Origin of the sequence: Candidatus Accumulibacter sp. ACC005 (assembly GCF_907163215.1) — a bacterium.
In the GTDB taxonomy this organism is placed as follows: Bacteria; Pseudomonadota; Gammaproteobacteria; order Burkholderiales; family Rhodocyclaceae; genus Accumulibacter; species Accumulibacter regalis.
This window is the reverse complement of the sequence record NZ_CAJQUB010000012.1, coordinates 342,579-355,800: the sequence shown is the minus strand read 5'-3', so window position 1 is coordinate 355,800 and position 13,222 is coordinate 342,579. Positions and strand designations below refer to the sequence as shown.

General features: G+C 65.5%; 12 protein-coding genes. 8 read left to right on the top strand and 4 right to left on the bottom strand.

Annotated features, from left to right (window positions below; genetic code table 11):
• Positions 1 to 117 precede the first annotated feature (117 nt).
• The 3 genes from QZ613_RS15415 to QZ613_RS15405 are packed head-to-tail and all read left to right on the top strand — an operon-like array spanning position 118 to position 2,516.
• Positions 118 to 771: a protein-L-isoaspartate O-methyltransferase gene (locus QZ613_RS15415; protein WP_291983228.1), complete on the top strand. Its 654-nt coding sequence runs from the start codon at positions 118 to 120 to the stop codon at positions 769 to 771.
• A 15-nt stretch (positions 772 to 786) separates the two neighbouring features.
• Positions 787 to 1,140, top strand: a complete 354-nt coding sequence (locus tag QZ613_RS15410; RefSeq protein ID WP_291983131.1) for a rhodanese-like domain-containing protein — start codon at positions 787 to 789, stop codon at positions 1,138 to 1,140.
• Positions 1,141 to 1,157: 17 nt separating this feature from the next.
• A complete protein-coding gene (locus tag QZ613_RS15405) occupies positions 1,158 to 2,516 on the top strand; it encodes a TolC family outer membrane protein (protein WP_291983129.1) in 1,359 nt (452 codons plus the stop codon).
• Here the strand turns inward: QZ613_RS15405 and waaA are convergent.
• Positions 2,491 to 3,780, bottom strand: a complete 1,290-nt coding sequence (gene waaA / locus QZ613_RS15400; RefSeq protein ID WP_291983127.1) for a lipid IV(A) 3-deoxy-D-manno-octulosonic acid transferase — start codon at positions 3,778 to 3,780, stop codon at positions 2,491 to 2,493. The genes QZ613_RS15405 and waaA overlap by 26 nt on opposite strands.
• A complete protein-coding gene (gene waaC, locus QZ613_RS15395; RefSeq protein ID WP_291983125.1) occupies positions 3,780 to 4,733 on the bottom strand; it encodes a lipopolysaccharide heptosyltransferase I in 954 nt (317 codons plus the stop codon). Before waaC ends, waaA begins: the two co-directional genes overlap by 1 nt.
• Positions 4,734 to 4,957: 224 nt before the next feature.
• On the opposite strand from waaC, the gene QZ613_RS15390 reads away from it, so the two are divergent.
• The 4 genes from QZ613_RS15390 to QZ613_RS15375 all read left to right on the top strand — a co-directional run bounded on the left by QZ613_RS15390 (position 4,958) and on the right by QZ613_RS15375 (position 9,362).
• Positions 4,958 to 6,379 carry a mannose-1-phosphate guanylyltransferase/mannose-6-phosphate isomerase gene (locus QZ613_RS15390; RefSeq protein WP_291983123.1) on the top strand — a complete coding sequence of 474 codons (1,422 nt, stop codon included), beginning with the start codon at positions 4,958 to 4,960 and terminating at the stop codon, positions 6,377 to 6,379.
• 115 nt (positions 6,380 to 6,494) lie between these two features.
• Complete coding sequence (gene rfbB, locus QZ613_RS15385) at positions 6,495 to 7,562, top strand: dTDP-glucose 4,6-dehydratase (protein ID WP_291983121.1); 1,068 nt, start codon at positions 6,495 to 6,497, stop codon at positions 7,560 to 7,562.
• Positions 7,559 to 8,455 (top strand): dTDP-4-dehydrorhamnose reductase, encoded by an 897-nt coding sequence (rfbD, locus tag QZ613_RS15380; protein WP_291983119.1) that lies wholly within the window; start codon positions 7,559 to 7,561, stop codon positions 8,453 to 8,455. The genes rfbB and rfbD overlap by 4 nt, the downstream gene beginning before the upstream one ends.
• 106 nt (positions 8,456 to 8,561) lie before the next feature.
• Entirely contained in the window at positions 8,562 to 9,362 is an 801-nt protein-coding gene (locus QZ613_RS15375) for a sulfite exporter TauE/SafE family protein (protein WP_291983117.1), read from the top strand.
• Between the two features lie 9 nt (positions 9,363 to 9,371).
• On the opposite strand, the gene QZ613_RS15370 is transcribed toward QZ613_RS15375, so the two are convergent.
• Positions 9,372 to 10,151: an enoyl-CoA hydratase-related protein gene (locus QZ613_RS15370; RefSeq protein WP_291983115.1), complete on the bottom strand. Its 780-nt coding sequence runs from the start codon at positions 10,149 to 10,151 to the stop codon at positions 9,372 to 9,374.
• Positions 10,148 to 10,819: a GntR family transcriptional regulator gene (locus tag QZ613_RS15365; protein WP_291983113.1), complete on the bottom strand. Its 672-nt coding sequence runs from the start codon at positions 10,817 to 10,819 to the stop codon at positions 10,148 to 10,150. Before QZ613_RS15365 ends, QZ613_RS15370 begins: the two co-directional genes overlap by 4 nt.
• A 202-nt stretch (positions 10,820 to 11,021) precedes the next feature.
• On the opposite strand from QZ613_RS15365, the gene scpA reads away from it, so the two are divergent.
• On the top strand, positions 11,022 to 13,190 hold the full coding sequence (gene scpA, locus QZ613_RS15360) for a methylmalonyl-CoA mutase (protein ID WP_291983111.1): 2,169 nt from the start codon (positions 11,022 to 11,024) through the stop codon (positions 13,188 to 13,190).
• The last annotated feature ends 32 nt before the right edge of the window (positions 13,191 to 13,222 follow it).

The following is a 13,222-nucleotide window of genomic DNA, read 5'->3' as shown; positions in this document are numbered from 1 at the left end:
CCACGGCAGCCGAGGCACGACCCTGGTCGGATAGCAGGGTATAATTCCGCTGAAGATCGCATATTAGATCGTGCTAATATAGCTACATTGATGAGGAATGCCATGACAGCGGTGAAGATGGATATGGAACAGGCTCGCTTCAACATGATCGAGCAGCAAATCCGCCCCTGGGAGGTGCTCGATCCGGAAGTGCTGGCGGTTCTTGACGCGGTGAAGCGCGAGCAATTCGTACCGGCCGCCTACCAGATGCTGGCCTTTGCCGACATCGAGCTGCCGATCGGCAATGGCCAGACCATGCTGCAGCCCAAGATCGAGGCGCGCATTCTTCAGGAAGTGGCGGTCAGGAACACCGACATCGTGCTCGAGGTCGGTACCGGGAGCGGCCATATGGCCGCCCTTCTGGCGACCAAGGCCGAGTATGTCTATAGCGTCGAGATCGATCCGCTTCTCGCCGACACCGCCAGGGCCAACCTGGAGCAGGCAGGGGTGGCCAACGTCAGCGTTGAAACCGGCGACGCGTCCGAGGCCTGGCCGACGCACGGACCGTACGACGTGATCGTCATCTCCGGCTCCTTGCCCGAGTTGCCCGAAGCCTTCCTGCAACAACTGAAGATCGGTGGCCGTCTGGCGGCGTTCATCGGCGAGCGGCCGGTGATGCAGGCCCGCCTGACGACGCGCACCGACGAGAAAGCCTTCAACACGATCAATCTTTTCGAAACCATCGTCGCGCCCCTGCGCACGGCAAAGCCGCGCCAGCGCTTCGTTTTCTGACGCTTCCGGGACCAGATGCAGCAGCTCTCGGCGACCCAGCTCAAGGAATGGTTGACGGCAAGCACTCCTGCGGGCGGCAGTGGCGGGTCGCCAGCACGCCGGCGACCGCTGCTGCTCGATGTCCGCGAGCCCTGGGAGTTCGAGCTTTGCCACCTTGCCGATTCCCTCCTCCTGCCCATGCAGAGCGTACCGGCGCGCATCGACGAGCTCGAGCGCGATGCCGACATCGTCGTCATCTGCCATCACGGCGTGCGTAGCCGGCAGGTTGGCGGCTTTCTCGAGCGGCAGGGCTTCACTTCGATCTACAACCTCAGCGGCGGTGTCGACGCGTGGGCGAATGACGTCGATCCGGCGATGCACAAATATTGAAAGCGAGTTCGAAAAACATGTCCGTGAAACCCGGCGCCCGGCGGTTTGGCCCCCGGAAGTTTGCCCTCCTCCTGGCCGCACTTCTCTCTGCAGCTCCCGCGTTCGCCGCCGACCTGCTGCAGGTCTATCGTGATGCCCTGACCTACGATGCGCAGTACGCTGCCGCGCGCGCCAGCGCTGCTGCCGGGCGCGAAAAGGAGCCGCAGGCGCTGGCCGGACTGCTGCCGACGATTGCGGCGACCGGCAACACCTTCTGGAACGACACCACCTACAAGGTCAAGGTTAGCCCCCTCAGCGACTCGTATCGGAACAAGTACAACAGCAACGGTTACGGGGTCAGCCTGACGCAGCCGCTCTTCCGCTGGCAGAATTTCGTTCAGTACGACCAGTCGAAGCTGCTGGTCATGCAGAGCGAAGCCACTTTCGCCCAGGCGGGCCAGGATCTGATCCTGCGTGTCGCGCAGGCCTACTTCGACGTCCTCTTCGCGGTCGAGAACCTGCGCGCCGTGCAGGCCAACAAGACGGCGATCGCGCAGCAACTTGCGCAGGCGAAGAAGAACTTCGAGGTCGGCATCGCCACGGTGACCGACACCTACGAATCACAGTCGCGCTACGACCTGGCCACCTCGCAGGAGGTTGCTGCCGACAGCGAACTGGCGGTTAAGCGCTATGCGCTGAGCGTGCTCACCGGCAAGGACGTCGGCGAGCTGAATCGGCTCAAGCCGAAGGCCGTCATGCAGCCGCCACAACCGGCAAACATGGAACAATGGGTCAGCGCTGCCGAGAACGACAGCTTCGTCGTCCAGGCGCAGCAGGCGGCCAGCGAAGCGGCGGCCAAGGCCGTCGAGGTGAGCAAGGCGGGGCACTACCCTACGCTGGACATGGTCGCCAACGTCAACCAGAACAACGGTCCCGGCCAGTTTGGTGTCGGCTCGATCGACAACACCACCCGCCAGGTGGGTCTGCAGCTCAATATCCCGATCTTTCAGGGCGGCTCGGTCAACTCGAAGACCCGCGAAGCGATCGCCAGGCGCGACGCCGAACAGGCTGCGCTCGACAATGCCAGACGCAGCGCGACGCTCACCGCACGCCAATCCTACCTGGGGGTGGTCAACGGCCTCGCCGGCGTCCAGGCGCTCGAAGCCGCGCTGGTTTCCGGTCTCAGCTCGCTGGAATCGAACCGGCTTGGTTACGAGGTCGGCGTACGCATCAACATCGACGTCCTCAACGCCGAGAATCAGGTCTATGTCACCCGCCGCGACCTCGCCAAGGCGCGGTTCGACACCCTGCTCGCCCAGCTCCGCCTGAAAGCCGCCGTCGGCGCGCTCGGCGACGCCGACCTGGAGAAAATCAACAGCCTTTTCGAGGCCCCGTAAGCGTCTCGATCAACGCCACGGTACGTGCCGTGGCGCCGCGATGCGCCTGACTGAACGCCGTCGCCGCGGCGCGCATGGTCAGCAGTTGCGCCGGCCGGGCAAAGAGTTCGCCGGCCACCAGCGCCGCCTGGCCGGCGTCGACGATTCGCCGCGCAGCGCCACAGGCAACGGCATCGTCACTGGCCTGGGCGAAGTTGAAGCTGTGCGGCCCCAAGAGCAGCGGACAGCCACAGGCCGCCGCCTCGATCAGGTTCTGTCCGCCAAACGGCAACACCGTCCCGCCCATCAGGGCCAGGTCCGCCAGGGCGTAGTAGGCGGCCATTTCACCCATGCTGTCGCCCAGCCAGACGCGGGTCTTGCTGCCTGGCAGCTGTGCTGAGCTTCGCCGGCGGAAAGCCAGTTTGCGGGCGGCAAGCAGCGCGGCGACCTCGGCAAAACGCTGCGGGTGACGAGGGACGACGACCAGCAAGAGGTCGGCAACGCGCACTGCTGCCAGGGCGTCTAGGAGCAGCGCTTCCTCCCCTTCGCGGCTGCTGGCCAACAACCACACCGGCCGCTGGCCGACTGCCTGCCGCCAGTGCGCGCCAAGCTGCAGCTTGTCCGCCGGCGGCGTGACGTCGAATTTCAGATTTCCGCTGACGGTCGGCTGGCGAGCACCCAGGTGCTGCAGGCGTTCGCCGTCGGCCTTCGTTTGCGCGGCGACCGCACTCAGCGACGCCAGCGTCGGTCCGATCAGGCGGCTCAGACGCTGGTAGCCGCGCAAGGAGCGTGCGGACAGGCGCGCGTTGATCAGCGCCATCGGCACGCGCCGCCGGCGCGCCGCGTCGATCAGGTTTGGCCACAGCTCGGTTTCCATCAGCAGCCCGACGCGCGGCCGGAAATGCTCGAGAAAGCGCCCGCAGGCGTCCGGCAAGTCGTACGGCAGGTAGGCCTGCTGCAACCGCCCGGGATGCGTCGCCAGCAACTCGCTGCCGGTTTCCCGGCCGGTCGGCGTCATATGGGTGAGCAGCAGGTCATGGTCCGGATAGGCAGCCAGCAGCGCGTCGATCAGCGGTGCGGCGGCGCGCGTCTCACCCACCGAAACGGCGTGCAGCCAGAGCAGCGGCCGCTGCCGAGCCGCCAGCGGCGGATAGAAGCCATGGCGCTCGCCAACATGCTGCACATACGCCGGCTGGCGGCGGGCGCGCCAGAGCAGCCGCAGCCAGACCAGCGGCAGCGCAAGGTAGAAGAGCAGCGAATAGGCGAGAAGGGCCAGACGCGCCATCAACGCAGCGCCTGCTCGGCGACCCTCAGCACCTCGGCGGCCGACGGCGGCGCGCCGCTACGACCGAGGTTGCGCACGAAACCGCTGCCGTAGACGCCGGTCAAGGCCGGGTCGGTAGCGACGTAGAGGGCAATCACCGGCACGCCCAAGGCAGCCGCAAGGTGCGCCAGGCCGGTATCGACACCAATCGTCAGGGCTGCCCGCGCGATCAGGGTGGCGACCTGCGGCAGCGACAGGGGCGGCGGCACGATGGCCCCGTCCAGGGCGGCGGCGATACGCTCGGCCCGCTGCCGCTCGAGCGCGCTGCCGGCCGGAAGAACCGGCGTCAGCCCGCGCTCCAGCAAGGCGCGACCCAGCACGCACCAGTTCGCCTCGTCCCACAGCTTGTCGTCGCGACTGGTCGCCGTCAGCAGGATGACCGACCGACCCCGCGCAGGACCAGCGCCGGCGATGGCCGGTGCCGAAATACCGTAGTCGAGAACCAGGTCGACCGGATAGTCGAAAGCGGCGGCGGCCAGCCAGCGGTTACGTTCGACCGCGTGCACGTTGCGCGGGATGACAAAGGTTTCATCGTAGAAGCGCGCCGCAAGCGGCTCACGCGCCGCTTCGGCGGCGTAGCCGTAGCGCCTGCCGCTTGCCTGGCGGGCAATCAGCGCGCTTTTCAGCAAGCCTTGGGTGTCGAGTACGGCGTCGTAAGCCCGGGAAGCGATGCGGGCGCGAAAAGCGCGCACTTCGCGCCAGGTCGCCAGCCGCGCGAGGTTCTTTCGCCAGCGCCTGATGGCCACCGGGATGACCTCGTCGACCGCCGGATGCAGCCGCGCAATGTCGGCGAACGCTTCCTCGACGCACCAGTCGATCGACGCGTCGGGGAAGCTATGGCGCAGATCACTGACGACTGGCAAGTTGTGGATTACGTCACCGAGCGACGAGGTTTTTACCAATAGGATGCGCATCGGTGGGCCAGTTCAGGGAAAGAGGGGCGGCAAGCGGGAAGAGCGCATTATAGAAGATGGCGCGCGCCGCCAGCCGCCTCGCCGGCCGCCCCTGTCGGCCAGCGCTTGCCGGCGCTCGCCATACACTCCTCGCCACCGCCTGCGAGGGGCAAAACGCGGCAGCGCTATAATGCCGCCTCCCGAATCCCTTGGCGGCAAGCCTGCAGCAATTGGAGACGCTGAAAATGAACACCTCTGTGATCCGCCCGGTAATCCTCTGTGGAGGCTCGGGAACCCGTCTGTGGCCGCTGTCACGAACGCACTACCCGAAGCAGTTTCTCCGCCTGGTCGACGACTTCTCGCTGCTGCAGAACACCGTGCGCCGCCTCGACGGTATCGCCGGACTCGGCGGCGCGATTGCCGTCGCCAACGAGAACCATCGCTTCCTGGTCGCCGAGCAGTTCTTCGAGATCGGCCAGAAGGCCGACATCCTCCTCGAACCGGCCGCCCGCAACACCGCACCGGCCGTCGCCGCGGCCGCCGTGCACGCCATCGGTACCGGCACGCAGCAGGACCCGCCACTGCTCCTGGTGCTGCCATCGGACCATGTCATCGCCAACGTGGCCGCCTTTCAGGAGGCGGTCAGGGCAGCGATTCCACACGCCGACGCTGGCGCCCTGGTCACTTTTGGCGTCGTCCCTGACCGTGCCGAAACAGGTTACGGCTACATCCGTCGCGGCGAGGCCGTGGCCGGCGGCTATGCGCTCGATCGCTTCGTCGAGAAGCCCGACGGCGAAACCGCGCAGCGCTACCTCGATTCCGGCGACTACTTCTGGAACAGCGGCATGTTCCTCTTCCGCGCCGACACCTACCTCGACGCCCTCGAGCGCTACGCGCCGCAAATCCGCGAGTGTGTCACGGCGGCTGTCGCCAGCGACCGCTGCGACCTCGACTTCGTGCGCCTCGATCACGCCGCTTTCGTCGCCAGTCCGTCGAAGTCGATCGACTACGCGGTGATGGAAAAGACCGACCGTGGCGTCGTCATTCCACTCGATGTCGGCTGGAACGACATCGGCGCCTGGGACGCAATGGCGGCGCTGGGCCAGGCCGACGGCAACGGCAACACCCAGCGCGGTGACGTGCTGAGTATCGACACCCGCAATTCGATTCTCCTCTCCGAAGGACAGTTGCTGGCCACCGTCGGGGTCAGCGAACTGATCGTCGTCGCCACGCCGGACGCCGTACTCGTCGCCGACAAGTCGAAAGCGCAGGAAGTCAAGGCGGTGGTCGAGGAGCTGAAGCGCTCGGCGCGCAGCGAAACCGAACTCAGGCACATCGTTCACCGCCCCTGGGGCAGCTACGAAGGGCTGGCGCATGCGCCGCGCTATCAGGTCAAGCGTATCCTGGTGAAAGCCGGCGCCAGCCTCAGTCTGCAGAAGCATCATCACCGGGCCGAGCACTGGGTGGTCGTCAAGGGAACGGCGCTGATCGTGCGCGGCGACGAAACCCTGTTGCTGTCCGAAAACCAATCGACCTATATCCCGCTCGGCGTCGTCCATCGTCTGGAAAACCCCGGCAAGATCGACCTCGAGATGATCGAGGTCCAGTCCGGCAGCTATCTTGGCGAGGACGATATCGTCCGTCTGCAGGACAGCTACGGCCGCTGACGCGAAAGCGGTAGGCGGCGCGTCCCGGCTGGCCGGCCTGTACCCGATGGCGGCGCCCGACTGCGCCGACACCGCTTCTCCCGTCCATTCTCCCTCCCTCTGAAAGGACCTGTACATGATTCTGGTCACCGGCGGCGCCGGCTTCATCGGCGCCAACTTCGTCCTCGACTGGCTGGCACAAAGCGACGAGGCGCTGATCAACCTCGACAAGCTCACCTACGCCGGCAATCGCGAGAACCTCGCGACGCTGGCCGGCGACCCGCGGCACATCTTCGTGCACGGTGACATCGGCGACAGCCAGCTCACCGCCAGCCTCCTGGCGCAATACCAGCCGCGCGCGATAGTGAACTTCGCCGCCGAGTCACACGTCGATCGCTCGATCCATGGTCCCGAGGACTTCATCCAGACCAACATCGTCGGCAGCTTCCACCTTCTCGAAGCGACGCGCGCCTATTGGGGCACGCTGGCCGACCCGGCCAGGCAGGGCTTCCGCTTCCTGCACGTGTCGACCGACGAAGTCTATGGCTCATTGCGCAGCGACGAAGCGGCGTTCAGCGAAACGCACGCCTACGAGCCGAACAGCCCGTACTCGGCAAGCAAGGCGGCCAGCGACCATCTCGTGCGCGCCTACCACCACACCTACGGGCTGCCGGTGCTGACCACCAACTGCTCGAACAACTACGGTCCCTACCATTTCCCGGAAAAGCTGATCCCGCTGATGATCGTCAACGCCCTCGCCGGAAAAGCCCTGCCGGTCTATGGCGACGGCCAGCAGATCCGCGACTGGCTGTACGTCAAGGATCACTGCACGGCCATCCGCCGCGTGCTCGAAGCGGGTCGCCCGGGCGAAACCTACAACGTCGGCGGCTGGAACGAGCAACCCAACCTCGACATCGTGCACACCGTCTGCCAACTGCTCGACGAACTTCGTCCGCGCGCCGACGGCCGGCCCTATCGCGAGCAGATCACCACGGTCGCCGACCGGCCGGGTCACGACCGCCGCTACGCCATCGACGCGCGCAAGATCGAAAGCGAGCTCGGCTGGAAGCCGGCAGAAACCTTCGCCACCGGCATTCGCAAGACCGTGCTCTGGTACCTCGAGAACCAGCAATGGGTGCACAACGTACAGTCCGGAAGCTACCGCGACTGGGTCGAAAAGAATTACGGCGAACGCGAGAAATGAGAATCCTGCTCTTTGGCAAGCGCGGACAGGTCGGCTGGGAATTGCAGCGCAGCCTGGCGCCGCTGGGGACGATCGTCGCCCTCGATCGCGAAGGCGATGGTCAGCTGTGCGGCGATTTGACCAGGCTCGACGGCCTGGCGGCCTGCGTGCGCGCAGTCGCTCCGGACGTCATCGTCAATGCCGCCGCGCACACGGCCGTGGACAAGGCCGAAGCGGAACCCGCGCTGGCCAGAACGCTCAACGCGCTGGCGCCCGGCGTGCTCGCCGAGGAAGCCAGCCGCCTCGGCGCCTGGCTGGTGCACTACTCGACCGACTACGTCTTTGACGGCAGCGGCGAGAGGCCCTGGCAGGAAAGCGACGCAACCGCCCCACTGAGCGTTTACGGACAAAGCAAGCTCGCCGGCGAACAGGCGGTCGCCGCTTGCGACAAACACCTGATCTTTCGCACCAGCTGGGTCTACGCCGCGCGCGGCAACAACTTTGCCCGCACCATGCTGCGCCTGGCCGGCGAGCGCGACCGGCTGCACGTCATCGCCGACCAGATAGGCGCGCCGACCGGCGCCGAACTGCTCGCCGACGTCACCGCGCAGGCGCTGCGCAGCGTCCGGCGACAGCCGCAGCTGGCCGGACTCTATCATCTGGCAGCCGCTGGCGAGACCAGCTGGCACGGCTACGCGCGACACGTCGTCGAGTTCGCCCGCCAGGCCGGCGAGAGCATCCGCGTCGCCCCGTCGGCCATCGCGGCGGTGCCGAGCAGCGCCTACCCCCTGCCCGCGCCGCGACCGCTGAACTCGCGCCTGGACACACGCAAGCTGCAGACGGCGTTCGATCTGTGCCTGCCCGATTGGCGGGTCGGCGTCGACCGCATGCTGGCCGAAATCCTCGCAAAGTAGGAGCGCATCACCGCCATCGCCCGCGGCCAGACGCGGTGCGGCGCCCGATTCGTGGGATGATAGGCCGCTTTGGCACAGTCGGTCGTTGACCTGAAGGGAGTCTGCCTTGCTCTGGTGGCTCGCATATATCGCGCTCGGATTATTCACCGGCTTCTTCGCCGGCATGCTCGGCATCGGCGGCGGACTGGTGATGGTCCCGACACTGACCATGATGTTCGCCGCGCAGGCTGGATTTCCGCCCAGCGAGGTCCTCCATCTGGCGCTCGGCACGTCGATGGCCACGATCCTGTTTACTTCGCTGGCCAGCCTGCGCGCCCACCACCAGCACGGCGCCGTGCTCTGGAAAATCGTCTTCCAGATCACGCCGGGGATTCTGCTCGGCACGCTGCTTGGCACCTTCTTCGCCGGCAGCGTGCCGTCGAGGCCTCTGGCCCTCTTCTTCACCGTTTTCGTCTGCCTGGTCGCTGCGCAGATGATCCTCAACCTGAAGCCGAAGGCGGCGCGCGAGCTGCCCGGCTTCGGCGGTGTCTTCGCCGTCGGCAGCGGCATTGGCGCGGTCTCGGCGCTGGTCGCCATCGGCGGCGGCTCGCTCACCGTTCCTTTCCTGACCTGGTGCAATGTCCGTGTCCAGCATGCCATCGGGACATCCGCGGCAATCGGCTTTCCGATCGCCTTTGGCGGTTCGCTGGGTTACATCTTCAACGGCTGGGGGCACGCCGACCTGCCGCCGTGGAGCCTCGGCTACGTCCACCTGCCGGCCTTCGCCTGGCTGGTGCCGTCGAGCATGCTGATTGCGCCACTCGGCGCGAGACTCGCCCACCGCCTGCCGGTAGCCACCCTGAAGCGCCTTTTCGCCGGCATCCTGATCGTCCTTGCCGGGAAGATGATGTGGGGTCTGTTCGCCTGATGGCGGCGATCAGCGGCCGGTGAATTGCGGCTTGCGCTTTTCCATGAACGCCGCCAGGCCCTCACGATAATCGTCGCTATCGAGAAAAGCGAACGAGGCGCGCAATTCCTCGTCGCTCAGCGGCCCCCCCTCCTGCAACCGGCGTAGCCACTGCTTGTGCCAGCGCGCAACCAGAGGCGCACCGGCGCCAATTCGGCGCGCGCTGGTGTAAGCCTCGTCAACGACGTCGGCATCGGCGACGACGCGGGTGACGAGGCCTTTGGCCAGCGCCTCGGTCGCGCCGAGAATGCGGCCTTCGAGCAGGATTTCGAGCAGGCATGCCGGTCCAGCCAGACGGAGCAGACTCGCCATTTCGGCGGGATACATGGAAAAACCGAGCCTGTTGATCGGTGCGCCGAAACGCGACGACTGCGCGCAGATGCGCAGGTCGCACTGTGCGGCAATCTCCAGCCCGCCACCGATACACGCCCCCTGCAGCAACGCGATCGTCGGCTGACGACAGTCGGCCAAAGCCTGCAAGGCGGCTCCCGCTTGCGCGTGGTAGGCCATCGCCCGGTCCACCGTGTCTCGCCGGCTGAGAAACTCTTCGATGTCGCCCCCGGCCGCGAAAGCCTGATCCCCATCGCCGCGGACGATGACGCAGCGCAGCTGATCGTCGCCCGACAGTTCGGCGACGATCCCGGCCAGGCTCTGCCACATGGCGAAGTCGATGGCGTTGAGCTTGCCCGGGTTGGAGAGGGTGACCGTGGCCACATTTTCCGCGCGCGTGCACAGAACACGCCCGCTCATGTCGCCAGTTCTTGAGCGACGTGGCTCCTGGCCAGCGCCTGGCGTCCGGCCAGAATGTGATCGTGCATCGCCGCTTGCGCGCCCGCCGCGTCGCCGGCCTTGATCGCCGCCAGGATGGCCGCGTGTTCGGCGAGCGACTGCTGCAGGCGGCCGTCGATGCTCAGTGAAAACAGGCGCGTCAGTTTCAGCACCTTGCGCAGGTCCTGGATCACCTGGCGCAACCTGCGGTTGCCGGACATTTCCTGGATCTGGTAGTGAAACGCCTGGTTGGCCTCGAAAAACCGCGCGATCTCGTTGCTCTCGGCGAACTGCTCCAGTTGCCCGTGCAGCGCATCTAGCCTGTCCAGGTCCTCGGGCTGGGCCCGCGTCGTCGCTTCGAGGGCGCAACGGCCTTCGAGCATGGCCATCAAGGGGAAGATGTCATCGAGATCCTGCTCGGAAACCTCGGTCACAAAGCAGCCACGGCGTGGGCGCAGCGTCACCAGACCTTCGGAGGCCAGCACCTTCAGCGCTTCGCGCAGCGGCGTCCGGCTGATCCCGTAATCGAGCGCCAGCGCCTGCTCGTCGATCCTTGCCCCGGGGAGCAACTCATGCGCAAAGATTCTCTGCCGTAGTCGTTCAGCGACTTCCTGATAGAGGGCAGTCTGGGCGATTTGACTCGGATCCATCGATCTCTTTAATGCCGATTCGTTCAGGGTCTCAGGCGAGACCTTGCTTTCATAATTATGGATACAGTATTATTCGTCGGGCGGGGTGTCAAGCGTTACAGGCATCTGTCAGCCGTTGTGGCTCTCCTGGTCGGTATAATTCTTAGAGTCGTCGGGGGCGACAGCCCCACCCCATTCCTCTGATTCCGTGAAAGGTTCCGTCATGTCCAACGAGAACAATGCTGCACCCGCTGATTCGTCAAATCTCGATGCCTGGAAAAAGGCAGCCGCCAAGGCGCTGCGCGGCGCCGACCTTGAAACACTGAACTGGGTCACTCCTGAAGGAGTGGTCGTCAAGCCGCTGTATACCCGCAAGGATCTGGAAGGCCTGCCCTACACCGATACGCTGCCCGGCCTCGCCCCCTTCGTTCGCGGCCCGCAGGCCACGATGTATACCGGCCGGCCATGGACCATTCGCCAGTACGCCGGCTTCTCCACCGCCGAAGCGTCGAACGCCTTCTATCGCAAGGCGCTGGCCGGCGGCGGCCAGGGTGTCTCGGTGGCCTTCGACCTGGCCACCCACCGTGGCTACGACTCCGACCATCCGCGCGTCACCGGTGACGTCGGCAAGGCTGGCGTGGCAATCGACTCGGTCGAAGACATGAAGATTCTCTTCGACGGCATCCCGCTCGAGAAGATCTCGGTATCGATGACCATGAACGGTGCCGTCCTGCCGATTCTTGCCGGCTACATCGTCGCCGCCGAAGAACAGGGCGTGCCGCAGGACAAGCTCTCGGGGACCATCCAGAACGACATCCTCAAGGAGTTCATGGTCCGCAACACGTACATTTACCCGCCGCAGCCGTCGATGAAGATCATCTCCGACATCATCGGCTACACCGCCCAGCACATGCCGAAGTTCAACTCGATCTCGATTTCGGGTTACCACATGCAGGAAGCCGGTGCGACGCAGGCGCTCGAACTGGCGTTCACCATTGCCGACGGTCGCGACTACGTGCGCACGGCGATCGCCTCCGGCCTGGACGTCGACGCCTTTGCCGGCCGACTTTCGTTCTTCTTTGCCATCGGCATGAACTTCTACCTGGAAGTGGCCAAGCTGCGCGCCGCGCGCCTGCTGTGGTGGAGAGCGATGCAGGAGTTCGAGCCGAAGAATCCCAAGTCGAGCATGTTGCGTACGCACTGCCAGACCTCGGGCTGGTCGCTGACCGAACAGGACCCCTACAACAACGTCGTGCGTACGACCATCGAGGCCATGGCGGCCGTTTTTGGCGGCACGCAGTCGCTGCACACCAACGCCCTTGACGAGGCGATCGCCCTGCCCACCGAGTTCTCGTCACGCATTGCCCGCAACACGCAGCTGGTCATCCAGGAAGAGACGCACATCACCAACGTCATCGACCCGTGGGCCGGCTCGTACATGATGGAGAAACTGACCCAGGACCTCGCCGACGAGGCCTGGAAGATCATCGAAGAAGTCGACAGCATGGGCGGCATGACGCACGCCGTCGAATCGGGCTGGGCGAAGATGAAGATCGAGGGCTGCGCAGCCGACAAGCAGGCGCGCATCGACTCCGGCAAGGACGTCATCGTCGGCGTCAACAAGTACAAGCTGGCGAAGGAAGATGCGCTCGAAATCCGCGACATCGACAACAACGCCGTGCGCGACTCGCAGATCGCCCGCCTCAAGAGCGTCCGCGCCAACCGCGATAGCGAGAAGGTCAATGCAGCGCTCGCCGACCTGACGCGCTGCGCCGAGACCAAGGAAGGCAACCTCCTCGACTTTGCGGTCAAGGCGATGCGCCTGCGCGCTTCGGTGGGCGAGGTTTCCGACGCCCTGGAAAAGATCTACGGACGTTTCCGCGCCACGCAGCAGACCGTCTCTGGCGTCTATGGCGCGGTCGTCGAAGGCATCGCCAGCTGGGAAGCGCTGAAGGCCGAGATCGCCAAGTTCAATGACGACGAAGGCCGGCGGCCGCGCATCATGGTCGCCAAACTCGGTCAGGACGGCCACGACCGTGGCGCCAAGGTGGTGGCTACCGCGTTTGCCGACCTCGGCTTCGACATCGACGTCGGCCCGCTCTTCCAGACCCCGGAAGAAGCGGCGCGGCTGGCGATCGAAAACGACGTCCATGCGGTCGGTGTATCGTCGCTCGCCGCCGGACACAAGACGCTGTTGCCGGCGCTGGTCAAGGCACTCAAGGATCAGGGCGCCGACGACATCATCGTCTTTGCCGGCGGGGTGATCCCGGCGCAGGACTATGACTTCCTGTACAAGTCGGGCGCCAAGGCCATCTTCGGACCGGGAACGCGTATCGAAGATTCGGCGATGACCATCCTCAGCGAGATCCGCAAAGCCCGCGCTTCTGCCTGAACCGGCCCACCCACTGCTGTCAGCCATGGATA

Bases quoted from the DNA above. Each gene is read 5' to 3' on its own strand.
- QZ613_RS15415 (WP_291983228.1), top strand. From the start codon at position 118: ATGGATATGGAACAGGCTCGCTTCAACATGATCGAGCAGCAAATCCGC.
- QZ613_RS15410 (WP_291983131.1), top strand. From the start codon at position 787: ATGCAGCAGCTCTCGGCGACCCAGCTCAAGGAATGGTTGACGGCAAGC.
- QZ613_RS15405 (WP_291983129.1), top strand. From the start codon at position 1,158: ATGTCCGTGAAACCCGGCGCCCGGCGGTTTGGCCCCCGGAAGTTTGCC.
- waaA (WP_291983127.1), bottom strand. From the start codon at position 3,780: ATGGCGCGTCTGGCCCTTCTCGCCTATTCGCTGCTCTTCTACCTTGCG.
- waaC (WP_291983125.1), bottom strand. From the start codon at position 4,733: ATGCGCATCCTATTGGTAAAAACCTCGTCGCTCGGTGACGTAATCCAC.
- QZ613_RS15390 (WP_291983123.1), top strand. From the start codon at position 4,958: ATGAACACCTCTGTGATCCGCCCGGTAATCCTCTGTGGAGGCTCGGGA.
- rfbB (WP_291983121.1), top strand. From the start codon at position 6,495: ATGATTCTGGTCACCGGCGGCGCCGGCTTCATCGGCGCCAACTTCGTC.
- rfbD (WP_291983119.1), top strand. From the start codon at position 7,559: ATGAGAATCCTGCTCTTTGGCAAGCGCGGACAGGTCGGCTGGGAATTG.
- QZ613_RS15370 (WP_291983115.1), bottom strand. From the start codon at position 10,151: ATGAGCGGGCGTGTTCTGTGCACGCGCGCGGAAAATGTGGCCACGGTC.
- QZ613_RS15365 (WP_291983113.1), bottom strand. From the start codon at position 10,819: ATGGATCCGAGTCAAATCGCCCAGACTGCCCTCTATCAGGAAGTCGCT.
- scpA (WP_291983111.1), top strand. From the start codon at position 11,022: ATGTCCAACGAGAACAATGCTGCACCCGCTGATTCGTCAAATCTCGAT.